The sequence below is a fragment of the Streptomyces silvae genome, assembly GCF_016745505.1.
Classification (GTDB): Bacteria; Actinomycetota; Actinomycetes; order Streptomycetales; family Streptomycetaceae; genus Streptomyces; species Streptomyces silvae.
In genome coordinates this window covers 20,245-43,683 of sequence record NZ_JAERUC010000081.1, presented here as the reverse complement: position 1 = coordinate 43,683, position 23,439 = coordinate 20,245, and the positions used below count along the sequence as shown (strand labels likewise).

21 protein-coding genes are annotated in these 23,439 nt (G+C 70.8%); 8 read left to right on the top strand and 13 right to left on the bottom strand.

The window, feature by feature from the left end; all coding sequences use genetic code 11:
- Positions 1-16: 16 nt before the first annotated feature.
- Complete coding sequence (locus JKV81_RS11440) at positions 17-637, bottom strand: dihydrofolate reductase family protein (RefSeq protein WP_202075621.1); 621 nt, start codon at positions 635-637, stop codon at positions 17-19.
- 204 nt (positions 638-841) lie between these two features.
- Between JKV81_RS11440 and tap the strand changes: the two genes are divergently transcribed.
- On the top strand, positions 842-3,016 hold the full coding sequence (tap, locus tag JKV81_RS11435; protein WP_202075619.1) for a telomere-associated protein Tap: 2,175 nt from the start codon (positions 842-844) through the stop codon (positions 3,014-3,016).
- Between the two features lie 68 nt (positions 3,017-3,084).
- On the opposite strand, the gene JKV81_RS11430 is transcribed toward tap, so the two are convergent.
- From JKV81_RS11430 to JKV81_RS11420, 3 genes are all read right to left on the bottom strand, one after another.
- Entirely contained in the window at positions 3,085-4,539 is a 1,455-nt protein-coding gene (locus JKV81_RS11430) for an amino acid permease (RefSeq protein ID WP_202075617.1), read from the bottom strand.
- 223 nt (positions 4,540-4,762) lie between these two features.
- Positions 4,763-5,668, bottom strand: a complete 906-nt coding sequence (locus tag JKV81_RS11425) for an NAD-dependent protein deacetylase (RefSeq protein WP_129260186.1) — start codon at positions 5,666-5,668, stop codon at positions 4,763-4,765.
- Between the two features lie 33 nt (positions 5,669-5,701).
- The gene (locus JKV81_RS11420; protein ID WP_202075611.1) at positions 5,702-6,682 is read right to left on the bottom strand and encodes a GlxA family transcriptional regulator; all 981 of its coding nucleotides are present in this window, start codon (positions 6,680-6,682) and stop codon (positions 5,702-5,704) included.
- A 114-nt stretch (positions 6,683-6,796) separates the two neighbouring features.
- Here JKV81_RS11420 and JKV81_RS11415 point away from each other — a divergent pair, with 114 nt between their 5' ends.
- Together JKV81_RS11415 and JKV81_RS11410 are read left to right on the top strand one after the other, a co-directional pair.
- On the top strand, positions 6,797-7,774 hold the full coding sequence (locus JKV81_RS11415; protein WP_372444124.1) for an NADP-dependent oxidoreductase: 978 nt from the start codon (positions 6,797-6,799) through the stop codon (positions 7,772-7,774).
- Positions 7,775-7,916: 142 nt separating this feature from the next.
- Complete coding sequence (locus tag JKV81_RS11410; RefSeq protein ID WP_202075609.1) at positions 7,917-9,026, top strand: DUF8094 domain-containing protein; 1,110 nt, start codon at positions 7,917-7,919, stop codon at positions 9,024-9,026.
- 58 nt (positions 9,027-9,084) lie between these two features.
- Here the strand turns inward: JKV81_RS11410 and JKV81_RS11405 are convergent, their stop codons facing one another.
- A complete protein-coding gene (locus JKV81_RS11405; protein WP_202075607.1) occupies positions 9,085-9,864 on the bottom strand; it encodes an isocitrate lyase/PEP mutase family protein in 780 nt (259 codons plus the stop codon).
- A 219-nt stretch (positions 9,865-10,083) separates the two neighbouring features.
- On the opposite strand from JKV81_RS11405, the gene JKV81_RS11400 reads away from it, so the two are divergent.
- Both JKV81_RS11400 and JKV81_RS11395 read left to right on the top strand, forming a co-directional pair.
- Positions 10,084-10,473, top strand: coding sequence for a VOC family protein (locus tag JKV81_RS11400; protein ID WP_307820518.1), 390 nt, complete (start codon positions 10,084-10,086; stop codon positions 10,471-10,473).
- A complete protein-coding gene (locus tag JKV81_RS11395; protein WP_129260190.1) occupies positions 10,470-10,976 on the top strand; it encodes a DinB family protein in 507 nt (168 codons plus the stop codon). Before JKV81_RS11400 ends, JKV81_RS11395 begins: the two co-directional genes overlap by 4 nt.
- A gap of 522 nt (positions 10,977-11,498) precedes the next feature.
- On the opposite strand, the gene JKV81_RS11390 is transcribed toward JKV81_RS11395, so the two are convergent.
- Positions 11,499-12,302, bottom strand: a complete 804-nt coding sequence (locus JKV81_RS11390) for a helix-turn-helix transcriptional regulator (protein WP_129260191.1) — start codon at positions 12,300-12,302, stop codon at positions 11,499-11,501.
- Between the two features lie 245 nt (positions 12,303-12,547).
- Here JKV81_RS11390 and JKV81_RS11385 point away from each other — a divergent pair, with 245 nt between their 5' ends.
- Positions 12,548-13,294 carry an SDR family NAD(P)-dependent oxidoreductase gene (locus tag JKV81_RS11385; protein WP_129260192.1) on the top strand — a complete coding sequence of 249 codons (747 nt, stop codon included), beginning with the start codon at positions 12,548-12,550 and terminating at the stop codon, positions 13,292-13,294.
- Between the two features lie 94 nt (positions 13,295-13,388).
- Entirely contained in the window at positions 13,389-14,138 is a 750-nt protein-coding gene (locus JKV81_RS11380; protein ID WP_202075672.1) for an SDR family oxidoreductase, read from the top strand.
- A gap of 201 nt (positions 14,139-14,339) precedes the next feature.
- Here the strand turns inward: JKV81_RS11380 and JKV81_RS11375 are convergent, their stop codons facing one another.
- Positions 14,340-15,278, bottom strand: coding sequence for an alpha/beta hydrolase family protein (locus JKV81_RS11375; protein WP_129260194.1), 939 nt, complete (start codon positions 15,276-15,278; stop codon positions 14,340-14,342).
- Positions 15,279-15,577: 299 nt separating this feature from the next.
- On the opposite strand from JKV81_RS11375, the gene JKV81_RS11370 reads away from it, so the two are divergent.
- On the top strand, positions 15,578-16,021 hold the full coding sequence (locus JKV81_RS11370) for a MerR family transcriptional regulator (protein WP_129260195.1): 444 nt from the start codon (positions 15,578-15,580) through the stop codon (positions 16,019-16,021).
- Here the strand turns inward: JKV81_RS11370 and JKV81_RS11365 are convergent.
- The 6 genes from JKV81_RS11365 to JKV81_RS11340 all read right to left on the bottom strand — a co-directional run bounded on the left by JKV81_RS11365 (position 16,018) and on the right by JKV81_RS11340 (position 23,417).
- Entirely contained in the window at positions 16,018-16,467 is a 450-nt protein-coding gene (locus JKV81_RS11365) for a hypothetical protein (protein WP_241748354.1), read from the bottom strand. The genes JKV81_RS11370 and JKV81_RS11365 overlap by 4 nt on opposite strands.
- Before the next feature lie 165 nt (positions 16,468-16,632).
- The gene (locus JKV81_RS11360; protein ID WP_236056319.1) at positions 16,633-17,508 is read right to left on the bottom strand and encodes a Vgb family protein; all 876 of its coding nucleotides are present in this window, start codon (positions 17,506-17,508) and stop codon (positions 16,633-16,635) included.
- A 145-nt stretch (positions 17,509-17,653) separates the two neighbouring features.
- Positions 17,654-21,076, bottom strand: a complete 3,423-nt coding sequence (locus JKV81_RS11355) for a hypothetical protein (RefSeq protein ID WP_129260197.1) — start codon at positions 21,074-21,076, stop codon at positions 17,654-17,656.
- Positions 21,073-21,774 (bottom strand): hypothetical protein, encoded by a 702-nt coding sequence (locus JKV81_RS36180; RefSeq protein ID WP_236056312.1) that lies wholly within the window; start codon positions 21,772-21,774, stop codon positions 21,073-21,075. Before JKV81_RS36180 ends, JKV81_RS11355 begins: the two co-directional genes overlap by 4 nt.
- On the bottom strand, positions 21,771-22,268 hold the full coding sequence (locus JKV81_RS11345; RefSeq protein ID WP_129260198.1) for a hypothetical protein: 498 nt from the start codon (positions 22,266-22,268) through the stop codon (positions 21,771-21,773). The genes JKV81_RS36180 and JKV81_RS11345 overlap by 4 nt, the downstream gene beginning before the upstream one ends.
- Positions 22,269-22,511: 243 nt before the next feature.
- Positions 22,512-23,417: an NADP-dependent oxidoreductase gene (locus tag JKV81_RS11340; RefSeq protein WP_202075603.1), complete on the bottom strand. Its 906-nt coding sequence runs from the start codon at positions 23,415-23,417 to the stop codon at positions 22,512-22,514.
- Positions 23,418-23,439 lie beyond the last annotated feature (22 nt).

Here is a 23,439-nt window from a genome sequence, read left to right as displayed (position 1 = left end):
TCCCGGGGACCGGATCTCAGCGCAGCACGCGATAGGTCACATGGGTGACGGAATCCGCCGCCCGCGACTCCACCTGTTCGAGATCCAGCGGCGGCACACCGTCGAACAGCCGGGTGCCCGCGCCGAGCGTGAACGGCACGATGTGCAGCCGCAGTACGTCGATCAGCCCTGCGGCGAGATACTGGTTGACGGTGGTCGCGCCCCCGTGGATCGACACGTCGCGGTCCCCGGCCGCCTCACGTGCCTGCCGCAGGGCGCTGTCGATGCCGTCGGTGACGAAGTGGAACGTGGTGCCGCCCTCCATCGGCTGCGGTTCGCGCGCATGGTGGGTGAGCACGAAGACCGGTGCGTGGTACGGCGGATCGTCGCCCCACCAGCCCTTCCACCGCCGGTCCCACGGGCCGCGCACGGGGCCGAACATGTTGCGGCCCATGACGAAGGCGCCGACCGAGGCCAGCTGGTCGAGCTGGGCCTGCCGCAGCTCGGGGGTCTCGAACATCCAGGAGTGCAGCCGGTTCCCCCAGCCGTCGCCCGCGTCGTCGCCGAACGGACGCTGCTCGGACTGGCCCGTCCCGGCCGAGTACCCGTCGGCCGAGACGGAGAGGTCCGAGACCACCCGGCCCGTGTGTGTGGTCACTGTTCTGTCCTCCTGAGGGGCACGGCGCGGTCCGAGGGGCACCGCTCGCCGGTCGCGGTTCGATGACATGGGACTGGTGACATAGGACAACGCGTGGCGGGGGCCCGAGTGACGGCCCCCGTTCCGAAACCTCTGAACGGGTTAAAGGCGCGGGCTAAATCCGAGGGTGCGGGCTGTTAGTGTCCGGAGCGGAGGTGGACAGCCATGGCATCCGAGGAAGAACTGTTCGCGTCGGTGGACGCTCTGCTGGAGGAGGGGCCTCAGCTCCCGCCCCCGTCCGAGCGTGCACGGCTTCGAGAGGCCGCCGGCATCACGCAGGCCCGACTCGCACAGGCCCTGAAGTCGACGACGCAGACGGTCAAGAACTGGGAGAACGGCCGGTCGGAGCCCAAGCCGCCGCGCCTGGAGGCCTACCAGCGCCTGCTGAACGGCTGGGCGGAGAAGTTCCCCGCCCACGGCTCGGGTCCCGGCACCGGCATCATCCACGGCATCGGCGCGGGGCACCCCACGCCGCCCCCCTACGTGGCCGCCGTACCCCAGCCGCAGCCCGCCCCCGACACACGCACCGCCCCGGCCGCCCCGGCCCCGGACCCCGCTCCCACGGCCACCGCACCCCCCGCGCCGATTGCCACCGCACGCCCCACCCCGGCGCCCGAGCGCCCCGCCCGCCCCGTCACGGCGGCGCGCCGTCTCCCGGACCGTACGGCCAAACCCGCCGCCGACCCGCGTTTCCCGCACGGCCCGCTCGCGGTCCTGGACGGCGACGGTTCCGCGTACGGCGTCGACGGCATCGTCCTTGACTGCCCGGCGGCCACGGTGCCGGAGCTGGTGGAGTGGACCCTCGCCGAATCCGGCCTCGGCGCCCCGCGCCTGCACCGCAACGGCAAGGACTCCGATCCCCTGATCGCGCTCACCGCCGCCGCGGCCGTGAAGCTCGGCCTCCCCGAACGCCTGGAGGGCTTCGAGCAGCGCCGCTCCCTGCGCCTGCCCGAGGACCACCCCGTCGTCAAACAGGTCGCCAAGGCCAAGTGGAAACTGACCCGGCGCGGGTTCGGCCCCTGGGCACGGATCTACCGCCCCGCCAGGACCGGACAGCGCCAGTGCGTACAGCTCGCCGTCCTCTCCTGGGACGCCCTCGACGCGCGCTCCTGGCCGGGCGTCGAGGACATGGACCCCGCCGACATCGCCCGCGTCCTGGGGATCTACGCCCAACGGGTCATCACCCCGCGCGGCAGCACCGCCGTATCCGGACTGGAGCTGATGACCGCCCTGCGCCCGCCCACCCGGGCCGTGCAGGACAAGGACAGCGGGAACTGGGTCGCCGGCCACAATCCCGGCTCGCTCGGTACGGAACCGATGGACCCCGCCCCGCCGGAAGCCAGGCCCGAACACCCCGTGGCCCAGGGCTGGAAGGGAGGCTTCCTCGACGAGGAGGCCTACCAGTGGGTCCGCGCCGTCCCGCTGCTGTCGGACGAGGAGTGCCTGCTGCCCTACGCCGTCGGCCTGGACCTGAACACCGCGTTCCTCGCGGCGGCGGCCCGGCTCACGGTCGGGCTGTCCGCCCCCGACCACTTCCACCAGCCGCGGTTCAACCCGAAGATCCCCGGCTCCTGGTTCGTCGACCTCTCCCACATCGAGCTGGACCCGCGACTGCCCTCACCGTTCACCCCCACCGGCGAACGCCCCGACGGCCCGGCCTGGTACCAGACACACACCGTCGCCTACGCCCAGGAGCTCGGCCACAACGTCACCCCGGTCGAGGCGTTCCTGCGCCGGGAGACAGGCGCCTACCTGGACCCGTGGCACGACCGTCTGAAGACCGCCTACATCGACACGCTCGCCGACCTCGGCGTCACCAAGGACCTCACCGACACCGAGTTCGTCACGGCGATGGAGCACCACAAGCAGAACGACCCCGCGCTGGCCGCCGTACTCGCCGCGATCAAGGCGACGGTCAAGGGCGGAGTCGGCAAACTCCGCGAAGGACCGCAGGGCAGGCACTACCGCGACGGTGAACGGTGGCCGGCCCTGGAGCGCCCGACCTGGCGCCCCGACATCCGCGCCGCCGTCATCAGCAAGGCCCGGGTCAACATGCACCGCAAGCTCGCCAACATGGCCCGGATGACGGGCCTCTACCCGCTCGCGGTGCTGTCCGACTGCGTCGTCTACCCGAGCGGGGGAGCCTCACCGTTGGACTTCCTGCCCTACAGCGCCTCCGGGAAGCCGCAGCCGGGCGGCTTCCGCCTCGGACTGTCCCCGGGCATGGCCAAGCTGGAGGGCGTCCAGGAGATGGCCTGGGCGGTGGACCTGATGGAGAAGGGCTACAACCCCGCCCGGCACATCAAGGGCGGGGACGCCGTCCTCGACGAGGGCGAATAGAGGTCGAGGATCGAGCCACCGGATGCGCGCCGCGCGACGCCGCGCGGCGCGCATCCGGATGATGCCGGTCAGGCGTCCTGCTTGGCCCGCGCCATCTCGCGCACCCGGCCGCGTACGACGAACCAGCCACCGACCAGAGCCGCGGCGATCAACGGCAGGAGCGTCACGGTCGTCCGTCCGACACCGCCGCCCCACCACATCAGGAACGCCACACCCACGAGGAACGCCAGCGTGACGATCTGGGTGTACGGCGCCCAGGGGAGCCGGTAGGCGGGCCTGGTGACCCGGCCGCTCTGCGAGCGGTGCCAGAACACCAGGGAGCAGAGCATGATCATGCCCCAGGTGCCGAGGATCCCGATCGACGCGAAGTTCAGCACGATCTCGAACGCCTGGCCGGGCACGACGTAGTTCAGCCCGACGCCCAGCACCCCGAAGCCCGCGGTCAGCAGAATCCCGCCGTAGGGGACCTGCCCCTTGTTCATCAGGCCGGTGAAGCGGGGCGCGGAACCCGACAGCGCCATGGACCGCAGGATCCGGCCGGTGGAGTACAGACCGGAGTTCAGGCTGGACAGGGCGGCGGTCAGCACGACCAGGTTCATCACGCCGGCCGCACCCGGTACGCCGATCTTGTCCATGACGGTAACGAACGGGCTCTGGTCGCCGGAGTACGCGGTGTAGGGCAGCAGCAGCGCGAGCAGCACCACCGAGCCGACGTAGAACAGTCCGACCCGCCACATGATGGAGTTGATCGCACGCGGCATGATCTTCTCGGGGTGCTCGGTCTCACCGGCGGCGACGCCGCACAGCTCGACGGAGGCGTAGGCGAAGACGACGCCCTGGATCACGAGCAGCATCGGAAGGGCGCCGGTGGGGAACACGCCGGTGTCCGAGACGGTGGACAGGCCCGGGGTGTGGCCGTCCACCTGATGCCGGGTGACGACGAGGAAGATCCCGATCAGCATGAAGGCGACCAGGGCCGCCACCTTGATGATCGCGAACCAGAACTCCATCTCGCCGAAGTACTTCACCGAGATGAGATTGGCCGTGAGCACCACCGCGAGGGCGATCAGCGCGAGGATCCACTGCGGGACATCGCTGAACATGCTCCAGAAGTGGGCGTACGTCGCCGCCGCCGTGATGTCCGCGACGGCCGTGGTCGACCAGTTGAGGAAGTACAGCCAGCCGGCCGCGAAGGCGCCCTTCTCGCCCATGAACTCACGGGCGTACGAGACGAAGGCGCCGGACGACGGACGGTAGAGGATCAGCTCACCCAGCGCCCGTACGACGAAGAACGCGAAGACACCGCAGACGGCGTACGCGATGGCGAGCGAGGGCCCGGCATCGGCGAGACGGCCGCCCGCGCCCAGGAAGAGCCCGGTGCCGATGGCGCCGCCGATGGCGATCATGTTGATGTGGCGGGACTTGAGGTCCTTGCTGTAACCGGCGTCGCCGGCGTCCACGTGGGGGGAGCTCGCCGGTGCGTCGGCGAGCTGACCGGCTGCTGTGATGCTGCCGTCACTCATGGAGGGGGTTCGCCTTTGTGAGGGGGAAATGACCGGTCCCGGCCGGGCCCGTGGGGGAGGCACCCGGCGATGGCTCGAAGGCGCATGATCAGGAACCCTGTGATTCTGGCAGTGCACCCGGCCTCACGAAAACAAATCTGAGGTATTTCAGAGGTTTCGGCGCAGTAAAGTAAGCGCACTCCCGAAGCCGGTCATTTCGCCCCTCGCCCTGACCGCCACCCCCTCACACGGGCCCCGCGGCCCCCTCGTCGACGGGGACGCCCAGCCGGCCCGCCACGGCGGTGAGAGCCGCTCCCAGCGGCAGCGCGACACGGGTGACGGCGTGACGGTCGCCCCGCGTCGGGTCCTGGTTGACGATCAGCACCGGCTTCCCGGCCTCGGCCGCCTGCCGCACGAACCGGAGGCCGGACATCACGGTCAGCGAGGAGCCCAGGACCAGCAGCGAGGACGCCTCACGGACCAGGGCGCGGCAGTGCTCGACCCGCTGCGGAGGCACGGATTCGCCGAAGAACACCACGTCCGGTTTGAGGATCCCGCCGCAGACCGTGCAGGGCACCACGTGGAAGTCCCCGACCTGCTCGTCGGTGAGGTCGGCGTCACCGTCCGGATTGATCCCGGCCGCCACCGGACTGAACCCCGCATTGGCCTCCTCCAGCCGCCGGGCGAGCTCACGGCGCGGACTGAAGGCACCGCACGAGAGACAGACGACCCGGTCCAGGCTTCCGTGGAGTTCCACGACGTCCTCGCTGCCGGCGGTCCGGTGCAGGCTGTCGACGTTCTGGGTGATCACACCCGAGAGCCGGCCGTGCCGCCCGAACGCGGCCACCGCGCGATGCCCGGCATTGGGGCGGGCGCGGCCGAAGGTACGCCAGCCGAGATGGCTGCGCGCCCAGTAACGGCGCCGGGCCTGTGCGCCGCCGGTGAAGTCCTGATAGGTCATTGGGGTGTGCCGACTGAGGCTGCCACCCTCGCCCCGGTAATCCGGAATGCCCGACTCCGTGGAGATGCCGGCCCCGCTCAGCACCAGCACACCACCGGCGCTCAGGGCCTCGGCGACCGGTTCCAGATCCATGGTGGCCGGCGGCAGGTCCTCCGTGGGGGTCCAGCTCAGAGTGGGGCGCATACGCATGCCCCCAGAGTACGGAACGGGCCTCGACAGGCGTCAGCCCGAGCGGACGGGCTCAGGTGCGCAGTGGGCGCGCCGGTAGGCCAGCGGCGACAGACCGAGATGGGTGTGGAAGTGCTTGCGCAGGACGACCGGGTCCCCGAATCCGCAGACGGCCGCGATCCGCGCCACGGTCAGGTCGCTGGACTCCAGCAGCCGGCGCGCCTGGGCCAGCCGGCTCTGCACCAGCCACCGGAGAGGGCTCGTCCCCACCTCGGCCCGGAAACGCCGGGTGAACGTGCGCTCACTCATATGGGCGTGGCGAGCCATGTCCTGCAGTGTGACCGGCTCGTCCAGCCGGTCCAGCGCCCACTGCCGGGTGGCCGAGGTGGAACGGTCGGCGTCCTCCGGCACCGGGTGCTCGATGAACTGCGCCTGCCCGCCCTCCCGCCACGGGGCCACCACACACCGCCGGGCTGCCGCTCCGGCCACGGTCGCGCCGTGGTCCCTGCGGACCAGATGAAGGAACAGGTCGAGGCCGGCCGCCCCACCGGCAGCCGTCAGGATGCGCCCGTTGTCGACGAAGAGGACGTCCGGATCGATCTCGACCTCGGGGAACAGCCGGGTGAACCGGTCGCAGAGCGCCCAGTGCGTCGTCGCCCGCAGCCCGTCCAGCAGCCCGGCCGCCGCGAGCAGGAACGCCGAGGTGCACAGGCTGACGATGCGGGTCCGCGGCCCGATCCGGCCGAAGGCGGCGGCGAGACGGGCGGGCAGCTCTCCCGTGGTGAGCAGATGGTCCCCGGGCTCCTGGGTGGCGATCACCACCGTGTCCGCACTCCCCAGCAGCGACTCGTCCTCGTCCACGACGATCCGGAAACCCTCGCTCGTACGGACCGGCAGCCCGCCCAGCGAGCAGGTCGTCACGGAATAGAGCCGTGCGCCGGTCGGGCCGACGGCTTCGTTGAACACCCGGGCCGCGATCCCGAGGTCCATCGGTATGACCCCGTCCAGGGCGAGAACAGCGACACGATGAGGCATGGCCGGAATGGTACGACAGGTGGCCGCCCGGCCACTCACGGCCTGCCCGGGCATCGGCGAGGCTGACACCTGCCACGGGCCGCGGGCCCGGGCCGAAGAACGTACGAAGCGGAAATGAGCGAGGACGACATGAGCGACCGGACGATGCGCGCCGTCACCATCAACGAGTTCGGCGGACCGGACGTCCTGACCACCGGCCGGATCGCACGGCCCGAACCACTGCCGACCGAGGTCCTGGTGCGCGTCCACGCCGCCGGGATCAACCCGGTGGACTGGAAGACCCGCGCGGGCCACGGCATGGCCGGCCTCCAGACACTGCCGCTGATCCTCGGCTGGGACGTCTCAGGCGTCGTCGAGGAGGTCGGCTTCGGGGTCACCACACTCGCACCCGGCGACGAGGTCTACGCCATGCCGTGGTTCCCGCGCCCGGCCGGAGCGTACGCCGAGTTCGTCACGGCACCCTCCCGCCAGTTCGCCCGTAAGCCCGACTCGCTCTCCCACGTCGAGGCCACCGCCCTGCCGCTCGCGGCACTCACCGCCTGGCAGGCACTGGTCGACACGGCGCACGTGACCGCCGGACAGCGGGTCCTGGTGCACGCCGCGGCCGGGGGAGTGGGACACCTGGCGGTGCAGATCGCCAAGCACCTCGGCGCCGAGGTGATCGCGACCGCCCGGGAGCCCCGGCACACCTGGCTCAAGGAACTGGGCGCGGACGAGACGATCGACTACACCCGCCGGCGGTTCGAGGAAGCCACGGGCGATGTGGACGTCGTCATCGACCTGATCGGCGCCGCGGACGGCACCGACGCGCGATCGGTGTCGGTCACCCGCCGGGGCGGCCTGGTCGTCTCCATCCCCAGCGGTATCTCGGACGCCCTCGCCGACGCCGCCCGGCAGAAGAGCGTGCGCACCAGCCCCCTCCTGGTCGAGCCGGACGCCGCCGCCCTCGCGGCCATCGCCCGCCTGGTCGACTCCGGCACACTCCGTGTCGAGGTCGAACGCACCTTCCCCCTCGAACAGGCCGCCGACGCACACCGGCTGGGCGAGACCAACCGCACCCGGGGCAAGCTCGTGCTCGACCTGACACAGTGACGCCGTCTCTCACCGCACGGTCCGTCATCCCCGCACCGGGCACCACGGAGCGCTCCACTGCCAGTTCCCCGTGAAGCGGCGTATTCCGTGATCACGTCATCTACGCTGACAAGATCACGGAGCACGGGGGAGGTCGAAAGCTGTGAAACACCCGACCGCACGGCTCGGCACGACCGGTCTGGTCATCGCACTGGCCCTGTTGACGGGCTGCACCGACGGCAGTACCCCGCCCCCGGACGGCGCGGCGCCCCGGGCGTCGTCCGGGCCGCAGCCCGTCATCACGACGGACGACGCGAAACAGGTCTTCGCGCGCTACGACCGCGAGAACGCCGCGGCGGACGCCGCCCTCGACGACGTAGCCGCGAGCAAGATCCAGACGGGCGTCCTGCTGAAGGAATCACTCGCCGGGTACGAGATCCACCGCAAGGCCGGGACCGAGGACGAAGTTGCCCACCTCACCCGGCCCCGCTTCCTGATGCCCGCCGAGGAAGCGGGCGCCCCGTACCCCCGCTCCTTCGCCGTACTGAGCAAGTGGAAGGGAAGCGAGAAGGACCGCTCCTCCTCACTCCTCTACTTCACCCAGGCGGAGAAAGGGGGCGCCTGGAAAGCGGACGCCGCAGGATGGGCGGTGACAGAACCCGCCAAGACGTCGGCGAGCGCATCTCCGACACCTTCCCCGGCACCGTCCAAGAAGGACGACACCGCCGTACGCGTGCAGCCGAAGGTGCTCCCGGACATCCGCCGCACTGCTTCCGGAACGGCCCAGCTGTCGGACACCCCGCAAGCCGACCGCGAGGTCTGCGACAGCTACGCCGACTACCTCAGCTTCACCTCCCCGCTCGGCAGCCCCACCGACGACCGCTTCGCGGAAGGCGGGTTCACCAGCGACCTCGTCCGCTTCTACAACGACTGGGCGGACAGCGGCCTCGGGCACACCTTCTCCTACCGGGTGACAGGCGCCGGCCTCCCCGTCTTCCGCCTCTCGACCGGCAGCTCCCTGGTCGCCTGCACCCTCGTACAGGAACACCGCACCACAGGCGCCCCGCCCACCGGCACCGTCCGGTACGACAAGGGGTCGGACACCGATCTGCTCCTCGGTGGAGGCGGCAGGCAGTGGCGCAGCGTGGACCAGACGAGCAGCCTGACCGCACTGATCGAGGTGCCGGCGCAGAAGACCCGAGCCGCCACCGTCCTGGCGTGCGACTGCTACGACCCTCAACTCCTCTCGGCAATCGGGGAACGCTCCGGCTGACGCTGCCAGGTCCGGCCCTGCGACCGGCGGGGCCACACACGCGATGTGCGCACCGTGGTCAGCGCCGGTGTCCCTCGCCGCTGAGACCCTGTACGTCGCCGTAGGCAGGCACGCTGCCGGTGACCGGCCGGCCGGAACGGATGCCGATCGCCGTATCCAGCGCCGCGCCGAGCGCGACCCGGTAGAGCAGAGAGCCCAGACTCACCCGCCGCACGCCCAGCGCACCGAGTTCCGCGACGCCGGGGCCGGAGGGCGAGTACAGGATGTTCAGCGGCACGTCCACGAACCTCACCAGGGCGGTGATGCGGGCGGGGTCGGACAGCCCGGGGACGAACACACCGTCAGCGCCCGCCCGGATGTAGGCGTCGAGCCGGGCCTCGGTCTCGTCCTGCTGGGTGCGCAGCCAGTGGGTGTCCGTGCGGGCGTTGACGAAGAGATCCGGTACGGCGTCCTTGACCGCCGCGATCTTCGCCGCGTGAACCGCTGCGGGGGTGAGCGTCCCGTCGCCTCTGCCGTCCTCCAGGTTGATGCCCGCCGCACCGGCGGCGGCCAGCCGAGCGGCGAATGCGGCGACCTGCGCCGGGTCGTCGCTGAAGCCGTTCTCGGCATCGACGGAGAGCAGGAACCCCCGGTTGCCCAACTGCCGCGTCAGCCGGAGGGTTTCGTCCTGCGTCACCGCCATGCCGTCGGGCAGCCCGGCGCCCGCGGCCACGGCGAGACTGCTGGTGCCGATGGCAGGAAACCCCTGCGCGGCCAGGGCCGCCGCCGACGCATGGTCCCAGGCGTTGGGCAGCAGGAGCGGTGACCCGGTGTGATGGAGTGCGTGGAGACTGGTCATGCCACCACGCTAGGAGCCGAACGCTTCGGTACCCGGCGAACCATGCCGAGCAGCCGGCACGGTTCCGGGCCGGCGGACGCGGCGCCGTAGCCGCCTGGTGCCGAACCCCTCCAGGACACGTCCCGCGTAGCTCGAACAGACCGCCCGAACACATCGCTCGATCCGACCTCTGTACGTGGCTCTCCCGCTCGTAGATCCTTTGTAGCTGTGACAGACACGGTGAACACTTCCTCACGGCCCACAGGCATCAGCGCGATCACCCTCTTCGTCGACGATCTGGACGCCACGAAGCGGTTCTACCGAGAGGTCTTCGGACTGCCGGTGGCCTTCGAGGACGACAACTCAGCTGTCTTCGAATTCGGCAACACCCTCATCAACCTGTTGAGGACCACCGCAGCGACCGCGGTCATCGAACCCGCCCGCGTGGCCGAGGCCGACGCCGGCTCCCGTCTCCAGCTCACCCTGCCGGTGGACGACGTGGACGCGATGTGCAAGGAACTGGCCGCACGCGGAGTCACCCTGCTCAACGGCCCCATGGACCGGCCCTGGGGCATACGAACCGCCAGCTTCCGTGATCCCGGCGGCCACATCTGGGAGATCGCCAAGTGACCGGCGCGCCGGACCCCGAGATCCGGTCGCTCCTGTCGTTCCTGCACGGACAACGCCGCCACGTACTCGGCATCCTCGACGGCCTCGACACGGATGCCCTGTGCCGGCCCGTGCTGCCATCAGGATGGAACTGCCTCGGCCTCGTCCAGCATCTCGCCCTCGACGTCGAGCGGTTCTGGTTCCGGGCGGTGGTAGCCGGCGACCAGGACGTCATCGAGTCCTCGGCCGCCGAAAGCGACGCGTGGCAGGTGGACCCAGAGGTGCAGGCTGCCGAGATCCTCGACCGGTACCGCACGGAGGCCGGCCTCGCGGATACCGTCATCAGTGCCACCGCAGCGGATGCTCCCCTGGCGTGGTGGCCCCACCACCTCTTCGGCGAGCCGCACCTGCACACCCTTCGAGACGTCCTGCTGCATGTCATCACTGAGACCGCCTGCCACGCCGGCCACCTCGACGCGGCGCGAGAACTCCTGGACGGCCGACGCTGGATGGTCCTGACCTGAGACGGCTCGGCACATGGTCCACCAGGGCCAGGCATGGAGCACGACCGGCCTCAACAGCCTTACCGGGAAAGCCTTTCGTGGGTCTCCACGATGACTATCCGGGAGCACGCCCGGTCCACGAAGTTCTCCTACCGGTCCCGACGGCGGCACGGAAGTCGGGATCGGCCGCCGTGCAGACGCCGACCACCGAATCATGATCGATTGTTGCGCTCGGCGCGGGCGGATCGCTGTTCGGCCAGTACCTCCTGTCACGGACAAGCACTCGGCAGCTCGAAGTACAGGAGTCGGCCGCGCACCGGGCGGAGCTGAAGAACGCCGTCCTGAAGTCAGCCCGCCTCACAGAGGCAGCCAGGGGCGGTACATCCGACGGGCCCGTGCTGCGCGTGTCGCAGGCGCAGTTCTTCGACGCGGCGTACGACGACATGTGGCCTGGCCATCGGCGGGCGGCTGGTGATGGGGACGCCGCTCGCGCTCCGGCCCCGCGAGCGGTTCCGTAAGGACACCGTGTGCGCGGGACAACCTTCAGCCGACCACGGACCGGCTCTCCTCGCTGTAGATGACCAACGTCAGCTCCGGCTGTTCGGCCAGGTGGAATGCGGTGTAGACGAAGTCGGCCGCTTCCCGGCCCGGAGGGCACAGCCGTTTGCGCCCGCCGTGCTGGACCTGCACGTCGTACTCCGGCCACCAGTCGCGCATGTGCGTGCTGCCCGCCTTCAGTTCGTCGATCAGCCGCGTGTACCGGCTGTTGCCCGGATGCCTCCCGGCCAGCATCCGCAGTCGGGCGACCAGGCCGCGCGCCTCCGTCTCCCAGTCGACGACGACATCCCGCGCCACGGGTTCCAGGAACGTCCAGCGGGCGAAGTTCGCGGGCCGGTCCGCAGCTGCGGTGAGGTTCGGAAACAGCTCGCCGGCTGCCCGGTTGAAGCTGAGCACGTCGTAGGTACCGTCGATGATGTACGCGGGCTGCGGCTGGAGCAGGTGCGGGACGGCCGCCACCTCAGGGGCGAGCGGCTCGGCCTCCTCGGCGAGGACCGCAGGTGCGTGACCCGCGAGCCGGAAGAGGTGTTCCCGCTCATGACGGTCGAGCCGCAACGTCGAAGCGATGGCGCCGAGCACCTGGTCGGAGGCGCGGATGTCCCGGCCCTGCTCGAGGTACGTGTACCAGGTGGCGCTGATGCCCGCGAGCAGCGCGAGTTCCTCCCGGCGCAGCCCCGGGGTACGGCGTCGGCCGGTGTAGGGGAGCCCCACCTGCTCCGGCGTGATCCGGCCTCTGCGGCTGCGAAGGAAGGCCCCCAGCTCACGACGCTGATCTTCTTCCTGCTGCATGGTGGGTACCACCCTCAGTTCTAGAATAAACGGGCTCTGTATACCAGGCTAAATCTACCGCAGACTGAAGACCAGGCCCGGGGCTCCACCACTCATCCGGGCGCCGACGGCACCTCGGCAGCAGATCCTCAGGAGCGTGTGAGCGCCGAGAGATCGAGTTGCCGCTCCTGCCGCTCACGAATCGGCCTGGCTCTGCCAGAGCCTCACTTCGGTCACCCACGGCCGGCAACAGACAAGGAAAGACCATGAGCAAGATCGCACTCATCACCGGTGCCACGTCCGGCATCGGCTACGCCATCGCCGAGGAGCTGATCTCCCGCGGCCAGCAGGTGGTCATCACGGGGCGTGATCAGGAGCGTGTCGACGCCGCTACCGCCAAGCTCGGCCCGCGGGCCTCGGGCGTCCGCGCCGACGTGGCCAGTGCCGCGGACATGGACGCGCTGTACAGCCACGTGGCCGAGCACCACGGCCACCTCGACGCCGTATTCGCCAACGCGGCCTCCGGCCACCACTCCGTTCTGGGAGCCATCACGGACGAGGAGTTCGAGCGGACCTTCTCGGTGAACGTCAGGGGCGTCCTGTACACCGTGCAGAAGGCACTGCCCCTGATGCGCTCCGGCAGCAGCATCACGATCATCGGGTCGACCGCATCGATCCACCCGCCCTACGGAATGGGCCTGTACGGCGGAGCGAAGGCCGCCATCCGGAACTTCCTGCGCTCCTGGATCCAGGACACCAAGGGGTCCGGGATCCGGATGAACGTACTCAGCCCCGGCGCGGTCGACACCGAGTCCCTGCGGGAGGCCCTGGCCCAAGCATTCGGGGCCGACGGCGTCGCAGCGCAGCTGGAAGCCATGGGCGCCGGCAGTCCGATCGGCCGTATCTCCGCCCCACGGGAGATCGCCACGGTCGCCGCGTTCCTCGCGAGCGACGACGCCGGCTTCGTACACGGCGTCGAACTGTTCGTCGACGGCGGCATGGCCCAGGTGTGACGCGTCCGCGCGGAGGCCCCAACCTCCGCAGGAACGGCCGCGGCCCGGAGACGGGGGACCGAGGAATACCGGAACGATGAGGGAGATGGAGAAGATGACAGACACCGACAAGACACAGGCCCGCGGCAAGGTGATCGCCATCACCGGCGCCAGCAGCGGCATAGGCAGGGCGACCGCGCTCGCCCTCGCGGACCGCGGTGCGACGGTCGTCCTGGGCGCCCGGCGCAGCGAGAGCCTGGAGCAACTGGCAGCAGCGATACGGCAGAACGGTGGCCGAGCCGTCGGCGTACCGACCGATGTACGCCGACGCGAAGACCTGGTCCGGCTCGTCGACACGGCGGTCGGCGAATTCGGACGCCTTGACGTCCTGGTCAACAACGCCGGGATCGGGCCGGTCTCCTTGCTGGAGGAGCTGCGGGTCGAGGAGTGGGACGACATGATCGACGTCAACCTGCGCGGCGTCCTGTATGGCGTCGCTGCCGCGCTTCCTGTCTTCCGTCGGCAGGAGGCCGGGCACCTGGTCACGGTGTCGTCGACCGCGGCGTACCGCACGGTTCCCGGCCAGGCGGTGTACTCCGCTACGAAGACAGCCGTGCGCGCGGTCTGCGAAGGACTGCGGCAGGAGGTCGGAGACCTGCGCGTCACGGTCGTCTCCCCGGGATTCGTGCACACCGACTTCGTCAACTCCGTCGCCGACCCCGAGGCCCGGGCCGCACTGCTCGCCAGCCGTGACGCCATGGCGCTGGACCCCGCAGCGATCGCGGACGCCATCACCTACGCCATCGCCCAGCCGGACAAGGTCGACGTGAACGAGATCGTGGTCCGTCCCACCGCACAGCGGTGACGGCCACTCCGCCCTCACGATGAGGTCGCGGTTGCTCCCCCCTGGAGGGCCGCGCGGGTTCGGGCCCCGCGCGGCCCATCTCTGCATCCTCTACAGCAGCGACGTGGTGGCAGCCGGACGGAGGGGACCGGTCCCGCCCACGCGGTGGCAGGCACGGTGCCCACGGGCAGCAAGAAGGACACGTGGCTGCGGGCGCCGGGGTCACTTGGATTCGAGGCGTCCCAGCGGGTGGCCGTCCGTGAGGACCGCTTGGGCGTTCTTCCAGTCGGTGAGGTCGGTTCCGGTGACGTGGCGCAGGTACGCGAGGGTCACCTGCTGGACGAGAGCGACACGGTCGGGGTTCTCGTCGGTGGTCTCCGTTACCTGGTGGCCGGAGATGCCGCCGAGGAAGTGCTCGCCGCCGCGGACGGTCAGGAGGCTCTTGTTGCCGCGGCTGAGGGTGTAGGGGTCGGCCGTCCAGGCCGGGCCCCTGGTGGAGAGCGGGAGGTCGTCCTTGTCTCCGGCGACGACGAGCCCGGGGGCGGTGATGTGCGAGAAGTCCTGATCGCGCAGCCAGGGAAGGTTGTCGTGGGCGAAGGGGGTCAGTTCGTCGCCGCCCTTGCCTGCGGTGGCCAGCTGGATGCTGGCCATCACCCGGGAATCGGACAGGTCCTCGGCGGCGCCGGTCCGCGGGTCCGTGACGCGCAGGCCCACCAGGATGCCGGCGGTCTGCCCGCCGAAGGAGTGCCCGGCCGCGACGACGCGGCTGTGGTCGATGCGGCCTTCCAGGCCCGGCACACTCGCCTCCAAGGTGGTGAGCTCGTCGAGGATCCGCCGCATGTCCTGCACGCGGTAGCGCCACATCTCGGGCCGGCGAGGATCATCGGCCGGCAGGCCGAGCCGCTTGGAGTCCAGGTGCGTGGTCTGGATGACGACAAAGCCGCCGGACGCCCAGTGATCGACCAGCGGGGCGTAGCCGTCCAGGTCCGAGCCGAAGCCATGGGCGAAGAGCACGACGGGCAGGCTCGTGCCGGTGGTGGGGGCGGTGATGCGGACGTGCTGGTCCTCGCCGCGCTGCGGAGCGCTCAGCACGAGCGGCTTGACGGATACGGTCGCGCGGGGAGCGGGGCCGGTGAGGCCGGTGGTGTGGTGCATGGTCATGCCTGTGTCTGCCTTTCGGGGAGTAACGGGTCGGGGGAGGCGGAGGGACCCGGTCCGCATCGAAGTGGTCGAGCGCGTCCCGGCCCTACTTGTCGTGCGGGGCGTGCTCCTCGACGCCGGTCACCCCGCGCGCCGGGGCAGTGCCCCGGCTCATGGAGACTCCGTTCGTCGTTCGACTCATCCCGATATGGGATCAACTGGCTCATTCGCCCGCCCTTGGGCACATGAGCTACCGTAAAACTTGACGTCGACGTGAAGGGCAAGTACGTCCGATGCAGAACACGCGGAAGGGATCGGGAATGCGGATCGGGGAACTCGCCCGCCGCACGGGCGTCACCACCCGGGCCCTGCGGTACTACGAGGAACAGAACCTGCTCACCGCCGAGCGCAGCGGCAGCGGCCAGCGCCACTACGCGGAGACCGCCGTCGAGCGCATCCACCTCATCCGCCAGCTGTACGCCGCCGGCCTGAGCAGCAAAGCCATCGCCGAGCTGACGCCCTGCGTCATCGAGGGCAGGGCCACCCCTGAGCTCCTCCAGCGCCTGGCCGTGGAGCGCAACCAGCTCGACCGGCGCATCGCGGATCTCACGCATACCCGGGACCGGCTCGACTCCGTGATCGACGGTGCCTCGTCCAACCTGCACACCGGCGCCCCCTGCCCACGTGACGCGAACGCAGAGACCCGCACCGACTCCTACCGCCTTGCCGGCACCCAGCCCCGCCCTGAAGCGGCGGCCGGCTAGGTTCCGCTGGGAGCGCCGGCCACGTCCTCGGCCTCAGGGAAGCCGGCCGGCGATCCATGGGGGCGGAGCAGGGCCCGCGACCCGTCGGGGGAGACAGGCCCCGGGTCGCGAACGGGCCGGCCGACATCGGCAGGCCAACCGGGACGGAAGCGTGTGACGAAGTCTGTGAAGTCGCTCCGCAGATACCGGGAGTCGGACGGCTTCAGCCGGATCTGCCGGCGGCTGTCCGCCCACCAGATCTCGAAATCGACAACCGTGCCCTCCGCCGGCCAGTCCTCGCCCTCGCTCGGCAGGAGCAGAACGTCGACAAATCCTCCGACGTCCAGGCCGATGTCCACGAAGATGCCGATCGCACCGGGCCTGGGAACCTTCACCACGGTGCCCTTGAAGACCTGCCCGAAGCGCAGGTCACTCCGAATCCGCGTCCACTCGGCATCTGTCACCACGAACGGATCATCGCACCTTGTCCCGCCGACGCGCAGCCGGGCGAAGTAGCGCCCGCTCGGGCCGAGTCGAGCGGCTGTGGCGGCGACAAGCAGGATCGTTGGCCCCCAACAGCACGCCGATCCGCAGGCGACCGGTCCGGACCTTCACCCCCCGCTCCCGTCTGTTCACTGCGGCGGTGTGAAGCGGCGGAGCACGTCGGCCTTACGGTCTGCCAGCCAGAACGAGCCGTCCTCCACAGCCACCAGAGCACCCAGGTCCTGGGCGCCCGGGACCGCCCACAGGGTCATGTTGCCCTGGGGGGTGAGGCGGCCGATGCGGTGGTCGGCGGTGAACCAGAGGCACTTGTCCGTACCTACCGCGAGGTGGCTCAGGTAGGTGGCATTGCGGACCGGATAGCGGGTGAGATCGCCGTCCGTGCCGAATCGGCTGATGCTGCCGTAGTCGGTGAACCACAGGGCCCGGTCCGGGCCGGTGACGAGGTCACCGGGGGACGCATCCGCAGGCAGCGGCCACTTGCGGTACGTTCCGTCGGGGGTGAGGCGGCCGATGCCTTCGCGCTGCTTCGCGTCGTACTCGTCGCGCTGGGTGAACCACACCGCGCCGTCCGGCCCCTCGGTCATGGCGACGACGCTGAACTGGGTGTCCAGCCGGACGATCCGCGTCGGCCCCTGCTCCAGGTCGACACGGCTGAAGACCTTGTCGCCCGCGGCGGAGTGCTCGTACCAGACCGTGTCGTCCGGCCCGAGGGCGAGCGCGTCAGGAAAGCCGGGCACATCAGGTCCTGCCCCAGGACCGTTACCCACATCGGCCCCGTCTCCCCACCAGGTGAACTTCCCCGACCGGCTGAGGTGGCCCAGCTGGTCACCGGCGGCGTACCAGATCCCACAGTCAGGAGAGGGGACCAGATCCGAGGGGCTGGGCGGAAAGCCGTTTCCTCGCGGCAGCGGATGCTGGGTGACCTTCCCGGACAGCGCGATCTGAGCAATCGCCGCCAGCGAGGGCTCGGCGACCCAGAGCGTCCCGTCCCGGCTCTGCACCATGCCCGCAGGCCGCGCCTTGGGCGGCAGAGGGATCACCGCAGGCGCGGAGGAGGCAGAGGGGCTGGAGCGAGCGTCCGTACGGCTGCCCGAGCCGGAGGAGCAACCGGTCACCACGAGCACCGCCGCCAGCACAGCGGCAGCCGCCCTACTTCCCACAGCGCAGCGACGACGGCGCCGGCGAATCCATGTGCTGCTCCCAGTCGCGGGGCCGTAGTTCACGGCCGGCAGTGGAGCAGACCGCGCTGATCCAGTCACGCGGATCGAGCCTCCATTGGATGAGCGTTCCGAGTTCGTCGGTTGTTGGGCCGTCCGGTGAGGGGGAGTCGGTCTCGGAGTAATCGGCCTCGGTTGCGGTGACGAGCCCCGTGCCGTCCGGGGTGAGGGCGAGCCCGGTGGAGTTCTCGAAGTTGTGCTCGGGCAGAGGGAGGGTGCCGAGGCCGGTCTGCGACGCGAGGTCGAGCAGGCGGACGGCCTGGTCCTCGACGGTGGTCCCTGCCAACAGCCTGCCGTCGGTCACCGGTCCCACCGCAGGGTCGTCCACGCCCTCCGCCGTGTCCAGCTGTCGGGCACCGGAGGCGGACAGCACCTTGATGGCACCGTTGCCCTGCTGGATCAACAGGTGGTCGCCGCTGTAGGCGATGCCACGGGTATCGACCGCCGGGGTAGTGCGGATACGGCCGGAATCCGTGCTGATCACGTGCAGGAGAGGCGCACCGGAGGAAGTGGTATCCGGTTCCCGTTCCAGAATCGCCGCGTACGCGCCTCGTTCGTCCAGTGCCACCTGGGTGAACGACGGCTGCCGGTAGCCGTCGGCAGTCGGCGACATCGACCGCGGCCCCTTCACTTTCCGTAGCGGCTTCCCCGACGCCGCGTCCCGGAACCAGACGGCACCGGACATGTGCACCTCGGCTACCGTCCGGCCGTCGGGCAGGTACCGCGCCACGGCCGGCGGATCGGACAGTCCCAGCGGATTCGGTACCGCCGGCCAGGAGCCGGCCGGCCTCCACGTCTTGCCCCGCTCGAGGCTCTGGGCGCTGCCGTCCGGCGCCAGCACGATCAGCCGCCTGCTGTCCGGCCGCCACAGCAGCGTCGAGAACCCGGGGATCCGCATCGTGCCCTCGTAGCCCCGCTGCTCGGTTCCTGGCGGGCCGAGCCGCGCCAGCGCCAGCTTGTTGCCCGAACCGTCGACGACCGCCGCGTCCTGCCCGTCCGGAGCCACCACCACCTGCGGCGCCACACAGCTCAGACCGCAGCCGGGGACGTCGATCTTGTCCTCCCAGGCGATCCGGGTGTGCTGCCTCAGGTCCCACAGGCTCAGCAGATCCGAGGAAGCCGACAAGAGCCGGTCGCCGCCCGAGCCGAGAAAGGTGACCGCATTCGCCGGCACCGATCCGGCACCCGACAGCGTCAGCGGCCCGGAGCCCTTCCCGGCCGGCTTGTGCGTCCGGCTCACCCGCAGCGTGGAGCCGATCGCCAACGCCACATGCGTACCGCCCCGGCTGACCGCGAGCGCCGAGGGCAGTCCCGGCTCGGTGTCCGCGACCCGTTCCGGCTTGTCGACCTCCGGCTTGCCCTGGGAAGGCCAGACCGGCAGCGGGGAGCCCTTGTTGCTGTAGGTGAGATAGCCGCCGTCAGGGGCGAGCGCGGAGGCCGAGTTGTGTACGCCGAAGCCGATGGTGCTGCCGGCTGTGGGCTTGAGCCGCGGCACGGAGACACGGTTCCAACCGCCGTATCCGAACTCGGCGACCACCAACTCCTCGTCTCCGTCGAAGGCGAGGGCGCTGGGACCCAAGGACAGGTCAGCGAGCTTCAGCTGTTCGGTGCGGCCGGAGTCCCGGTCCAGCACCGAGAGAGCGCCGGGGACGTCGAACCTCGGCGACTCGGTGGCGACCGCGATGAAACGGCCCGACGGTGAGACCGCGACAGCCGCAGGTGCCTGCCCCTCGGGCAGACGGGGTGCGGCACCGTGCTGCCCGGCGTTCCAGACACTGACCGTACGGTCGTCGGAGGCAGCCACGACGCGGCCGTCGGCATCGGAAGCCACCGTCTCCACCGAGCCGGGCAGGCGGCCGACGCTCTGGTGATGTCCGGTGAACCTGCCGCCCTTCAGGCCCCACACCTCCACATCACCGCTGCGGGTCCCGGTGAGCGCCCGCTCCCCGCTCTGCGAAGCCGCCACCACCGAGACCGTACCGGCGGCCCGGACCGAGCCGGCCAGATGCGGGCTCTCGGTCACTGCCCGGAACAGCGCCTTCCGGGTCTGCGGATCGGCATGCTGCCGGTACGCCTGCTCGGCGAACAGCCCAGCCAGCGTGACATCCGTGGACAGCAGATCCGCCGAGACCTCCGCCAGCCTGTGCGCCTGTGCCATGCGCTCCCGTGCCGTGGCCTCCCGGTACTGGACCACCACCCCGGACGCCACCACCGCCAGGACCATCGCCACCACGGTGACCAGACGGCCGGTACGGAACCGGCGGGCGTAACGGTCGGCCTGGCGGAGCGTCTCGGCGAACAACACGTCCGCCGGCTCGGGCGCGTGTGCCACGTCGGGCCGGTTCGCCGCGGGCGCCACCAAGCGCAGCCCTTTACGGTGGGCCGCCAGCAGCTTGCCCTGCATGCCGCTGACGCTGTCCAGACGCTCACCGTGGCCCAGAGCCCCGGTCACCGCCGTACGAGGACGCAGCCCGTGGAACACGCCGCGCAGCCACGCGGCGCTGGGCCGACGCCGCTGCGGATAACGCAGAAGTTCCCGCAGGCCCAAAGCGAACGCGACACCCAGCGAAGGCCCTTCGATACGGGTGGGGGACCGGTCGGCGAACACCAGCCGCCACAGCACACATCGCGCCCCCGGACCGCGGCCGGCCACCGCCCACGCCCGCCCCAACGCGGACGCGAACTGCCCGTCCGAGCTTCGCAGTCCGGTCATGTACCGCGGATCGGGGTAGAGACCCGGGGGCCCGGCGGGGAACTCGCAGAGCTCCAGCACGCCAGTGGCACCCTCCTCGCCGGAACGCTCCGTCCCGCCGAACACCACCGGGAGCTGGACCCGTCGCCCCGTCCGGCAGCCCGCCATCAGCAGGACCGTGGCCACCAGCATGCTGTCGGGCGCGGGGGCCGTCTCCCCGGGCAGGTGCGGGATGCGCTCCAGTACGGCCTCGAGGCGAGCGGCAGCTGCTTCCGGCACGGCGTCCAGGCCACGGCCGGACGGTTGCACGGGGCCGGGCGCGGCGTTCACCGACACCAGGCCGGAGCCGGCCCACATGGTGCGTACGGAGACCAGCGCCTCGTCATGGCCGGTCGGCGAGGCCAGGGCACGGGCCAGAACGAATGCGTGCCGGGCGGGCGTGAGGGCGAGGGGCTCGCGGTCCGGGGCATTGGCGTCGATCCAGTCCGCCAGAGCCTCAGCGGGTCCCTCGGCCAGCCAGGCGGGGTCGGCACGGGCGGCCTCACTGCAGGACTCCCACCACAACCGCCGCTCACCCAGCAGCTCGTGGACCGCCCCCTGCGGGGTGGACTCACGGAGGACGGAGTCCAGAGCCGTGCGGTGCGTGCTCGCCGTCTCTGTCACAGCGCCCCGTCGATGGTCTCGCGTATCGCCCGGCCGGTACGTTCGCCGACCTGACGCCAAGCCTCACGGGTCGCCTCGTTGTACGCGGCACGGACGGAGTCGGCCAGCGTTGCCGAGGGCCAGTCGGGGTTCTCGGGAACCGCTGCCGGGCCGGCGGCCTGCCAGGCCGAACCGGCTGCGAAGCCTTCGAGGCGGACGAAGGAGGCTGTGGGGCCCACCGGGGAAGGGGCCACCGGGATGAGAAGAGTGCGCTGTTCACCATCCGGCCGGGTATACCTGACCGTGGCCAGCTCCGGCTGGTCGGCGACATCTCGCAGGACGAGCTCAAGACCGTACTCTGCGGTTCGCTCGTCCACGCGGCGCAGGACGAACACTGCTCGGCGGTCGGGGGAGGACACCTCCAGGACCGCCGTGTCGCTTCCGGAAGCGGTCAGCGCGCCGGCCGAAGGAAGCGAGGGCAGGACGAACCAGCCCCCGGAGGCAGGGAGCACCTGTGGGCGCGGCTCGGGCGTGGAGCCGGTAGCCGTGCCAGGCGCATGTCCGAGGCGTGGGGGCAGATCGATTCCGGCGAACGACGCCCAGGCCCGCTGCCACAGCGCGTATCCGGCGCGGCCACGCTCCCTCGCGGCCGGGGGAGCAGCACGACGGCCCGAGGAGAAGGACGACCAGGAGCGCCGTACGACCGATCCGCGCGTCACGGGATGGCCTCCCCGGATGCAGGAGAGGGGGACGCCTGGCCGGAAGGAGCGGCTGGAGCTGCGGCTGCCCCCGGTGCACCCGGGGCAGCCGAACCAGAGGGCGGGGCCGCCGGGTTGGGCACCACTGGCCCCGCGGCTTCCGCAGCCGTACCGGGCGTGGGACCCCACTGCAGCGCCTCGGCGACCGTCGTGGCACTGCCCATCTGCGCCAGCACCGCAGGCGCGGAAGCCCCCACAGCAACCGCCGCGAGCATCCCGCCCAACTCACCGTGGAGCAACCAGCCTGCGGCGCAGCCCAGCACCACCCGGAACAGCGCCGCGAGTGAATCAGCAGGCGGATCGATGTACGCGCCGAGCTTCGGAAGCGCATCGCCGGCCACCCGCGACGCGTGCCGCGCCTGCTGCCACGCGTGCAGCCGCCCGAAGGTCACGACGGCCTCGACCACCAGCCCGCCGCCGGCACCGTACAGCGCGCCCTCGGCCCCCGAAAGCATCCGACCTCCTCTGAGCGACCGGCACGTGCTGCACCGCCGGGCCGATCAGAAAAATCTAGTGGTGCGTCGGCTGCGCTGACCTCGGTTCCACGGAAGTTCTGCATCCGCGCTGGGATATGGCCGGATCCGTATGGACAGCCGAGAGCAGCAGCCGGCCGTGCGGGCGGGGAAAGAGGTTCCCCGCCCGCAGCCGAGAAGTCCCACGGCCCGCGGCAGAAGTGAGGGCCTGGGGCGCGGGCTTGTTCAGACGCAGACCACGATCTTTCCTCGGGTGCGTCCGCGCTCGGCGTGCGCGTGGGCGTCGGAGATCCGCTCCAGGGGGTAGGTCTGTTCGATTCGGGGTGTGTAGCGGCCTTGCGCGCCGAGTTCCGCCGCTGCGGACAGAAGAGCGGAATCGTTCTCCGCATTGACCACATGCGTGCCCAGGCGCTGTCCGCCCGCATGGTCGGCGACCGTCGCCACGCGCTTCGGGTCACCTGTGATCGAGACGAGGTCGTCCAGGGATCCGGAGGCGGCGGTGTCGAGCACGATGTCGACGCCGCGCGGTGCGAGGGTGGCGAGGCGCTGCGCGAGGCCGGGGCCGTAGGTGGTGGGAACGGCGCCGAGTGCGGTGAGGAACCCGTGGTTGCGTTCGCTGGCTGTCCCGATCACGGTGGCACCTTGTGCTACCGCGATCTCGACCGCCGCGCTGCCCACGCCTCCGGCCGCGCCCTCGACGAGAAGGGTGCGCCCCGCGAGGGACCCGAGCGCGTTCAGTCCACCCATCGCGGTCACGGACGCGAGTCCGGCGCCGGCTGCCTGCTCGTCGCTCCATGTGGCGGGGGTGTGCGCCCAGGCGGAGAGGATGAGCAGTTCCGCGGTCGCCCCGGTGACCCCGCCCAGTCCGAAGACGCGGTCGCCGATGCTCACCCCGTGCACCCCGTCGCCGATCTCGTCGACCACGCCGGCGCCGTCGCGCCCGGGGATGGCGGGAAGCTCCAGAGGAATGAGCTGGTGCAGGGCACCGGCGCGTAGCTTCCAGTCGATGGGGTTGACGCCGGCCGCCGCGACGCGGATACGGATCTCACCGGGTCCCGGGTGGGGGTCGGGCGCTTGTTCGATCACCAGGGTCTCCGCTTTGCCGTATTCGTGGAACCGGGCTGCGCGCATAGTGGTCTGCCTTACTTCGAGA

Bases quoted from the DNA above. Each gene is read 5' to 3' on its own strand.
- JKV81_RS11375 (WP_129260194.1), bottom strand. From the start codon at position 15,278: ATGACCATGCACCACACCACCGGCCTCACCGGCCCCGCTCCCCGCGCG.
- JKV81_RS11430 (WP_202075617.1), bottom strand. From the start codon at position 4,539: ATGAGTGACGGCAGCATCACAGCAGCCGGTCAGCTCGCCGACGCACCG.
- JKV81_RS11425 (WP_129260186.1), bottom strand. From the start codon at position 5,668: ATGCGTATGCGCCCCACTCTGAGCTGGACCCCCACGGAGGACCTGCCG.
- JKV81_RS11345 (WP_129260198.1), bottom strand. From the start codon at position 22,268: ATGCTTTCGGGGGCCGAGGGCGCGCTGTACGGTGCCGGCGGCGGGCTG.
- JKV81_RS11405 (WP_202075607.1), bottom strand. From the start codon at position 9,864: ATGACCAGTCTCCACGCACTCCATCACACCGGGTCACCGCTCCTGCTG.
- tap (WP_202075619.1), top strand. From the start codon at position 842: ATGGCATCCGAGGAAGAACTGTTCGCGTCGGTGGACGCTCTGCTGGAG.
- JKV81_RS11360 (WP_236056319.1), bottom strand. From the start codon at position 17,508: ATGGTGCAGAGCCGGGACGGGACGCTCTGGGTCGCCGAGCCCTCGCTG.
- JKV81_RS11390 (WP_129260191.1), bottom strand. From the start codon at position 12,302: ATGCAGCAGGAAGAAGATCAGCGTCGTGAGCTGGGGGCCTTCCTTCGC.
- JKV81_RS11340 (WP_202075603.1), bottom strand. From the start codon at position 23,417: ATGCGCGCAGCCCGGTTCCACGAATACGGCAAAGCGGAGACCCTGGTG.
- JKV81_RS11370 (WP_129260195.1), top strand. From the start codon at position 15,578: ATGCGGATCGGGGAACTCGCCCGCCGCACGGGCGTCACCACCCGGGCC.
- JKV81_RS11385 (WP_129260192.1), top strand. From the start codon at position 12,548: ATGAGCAAGATCGCACTCATCACCGGTGCCACGTCCGGCATCGGCTAC.
- JKV81_RS11420 (WP_202075611.1), bottom strand. From the start codon at position 6,682: ATGCCTCATCGTGTCGCTGTTCTCGCCCTGGACGGGGTCATACCGATG.
- JKV81_RS11415 (WP_372444124.1), top strand. From the start codon at position 6,797: ATGAGCGAGGACGACATGAGCGACCGGACGATGCGCGCCGTCACCATC.
- JKV81_RS11380 (WP_202075672.1), top strand. From the start codon at position 13,389: ATGACAGACACCGACAAGACACAGGCCCGCGGCAAGGTGATCGCCATC.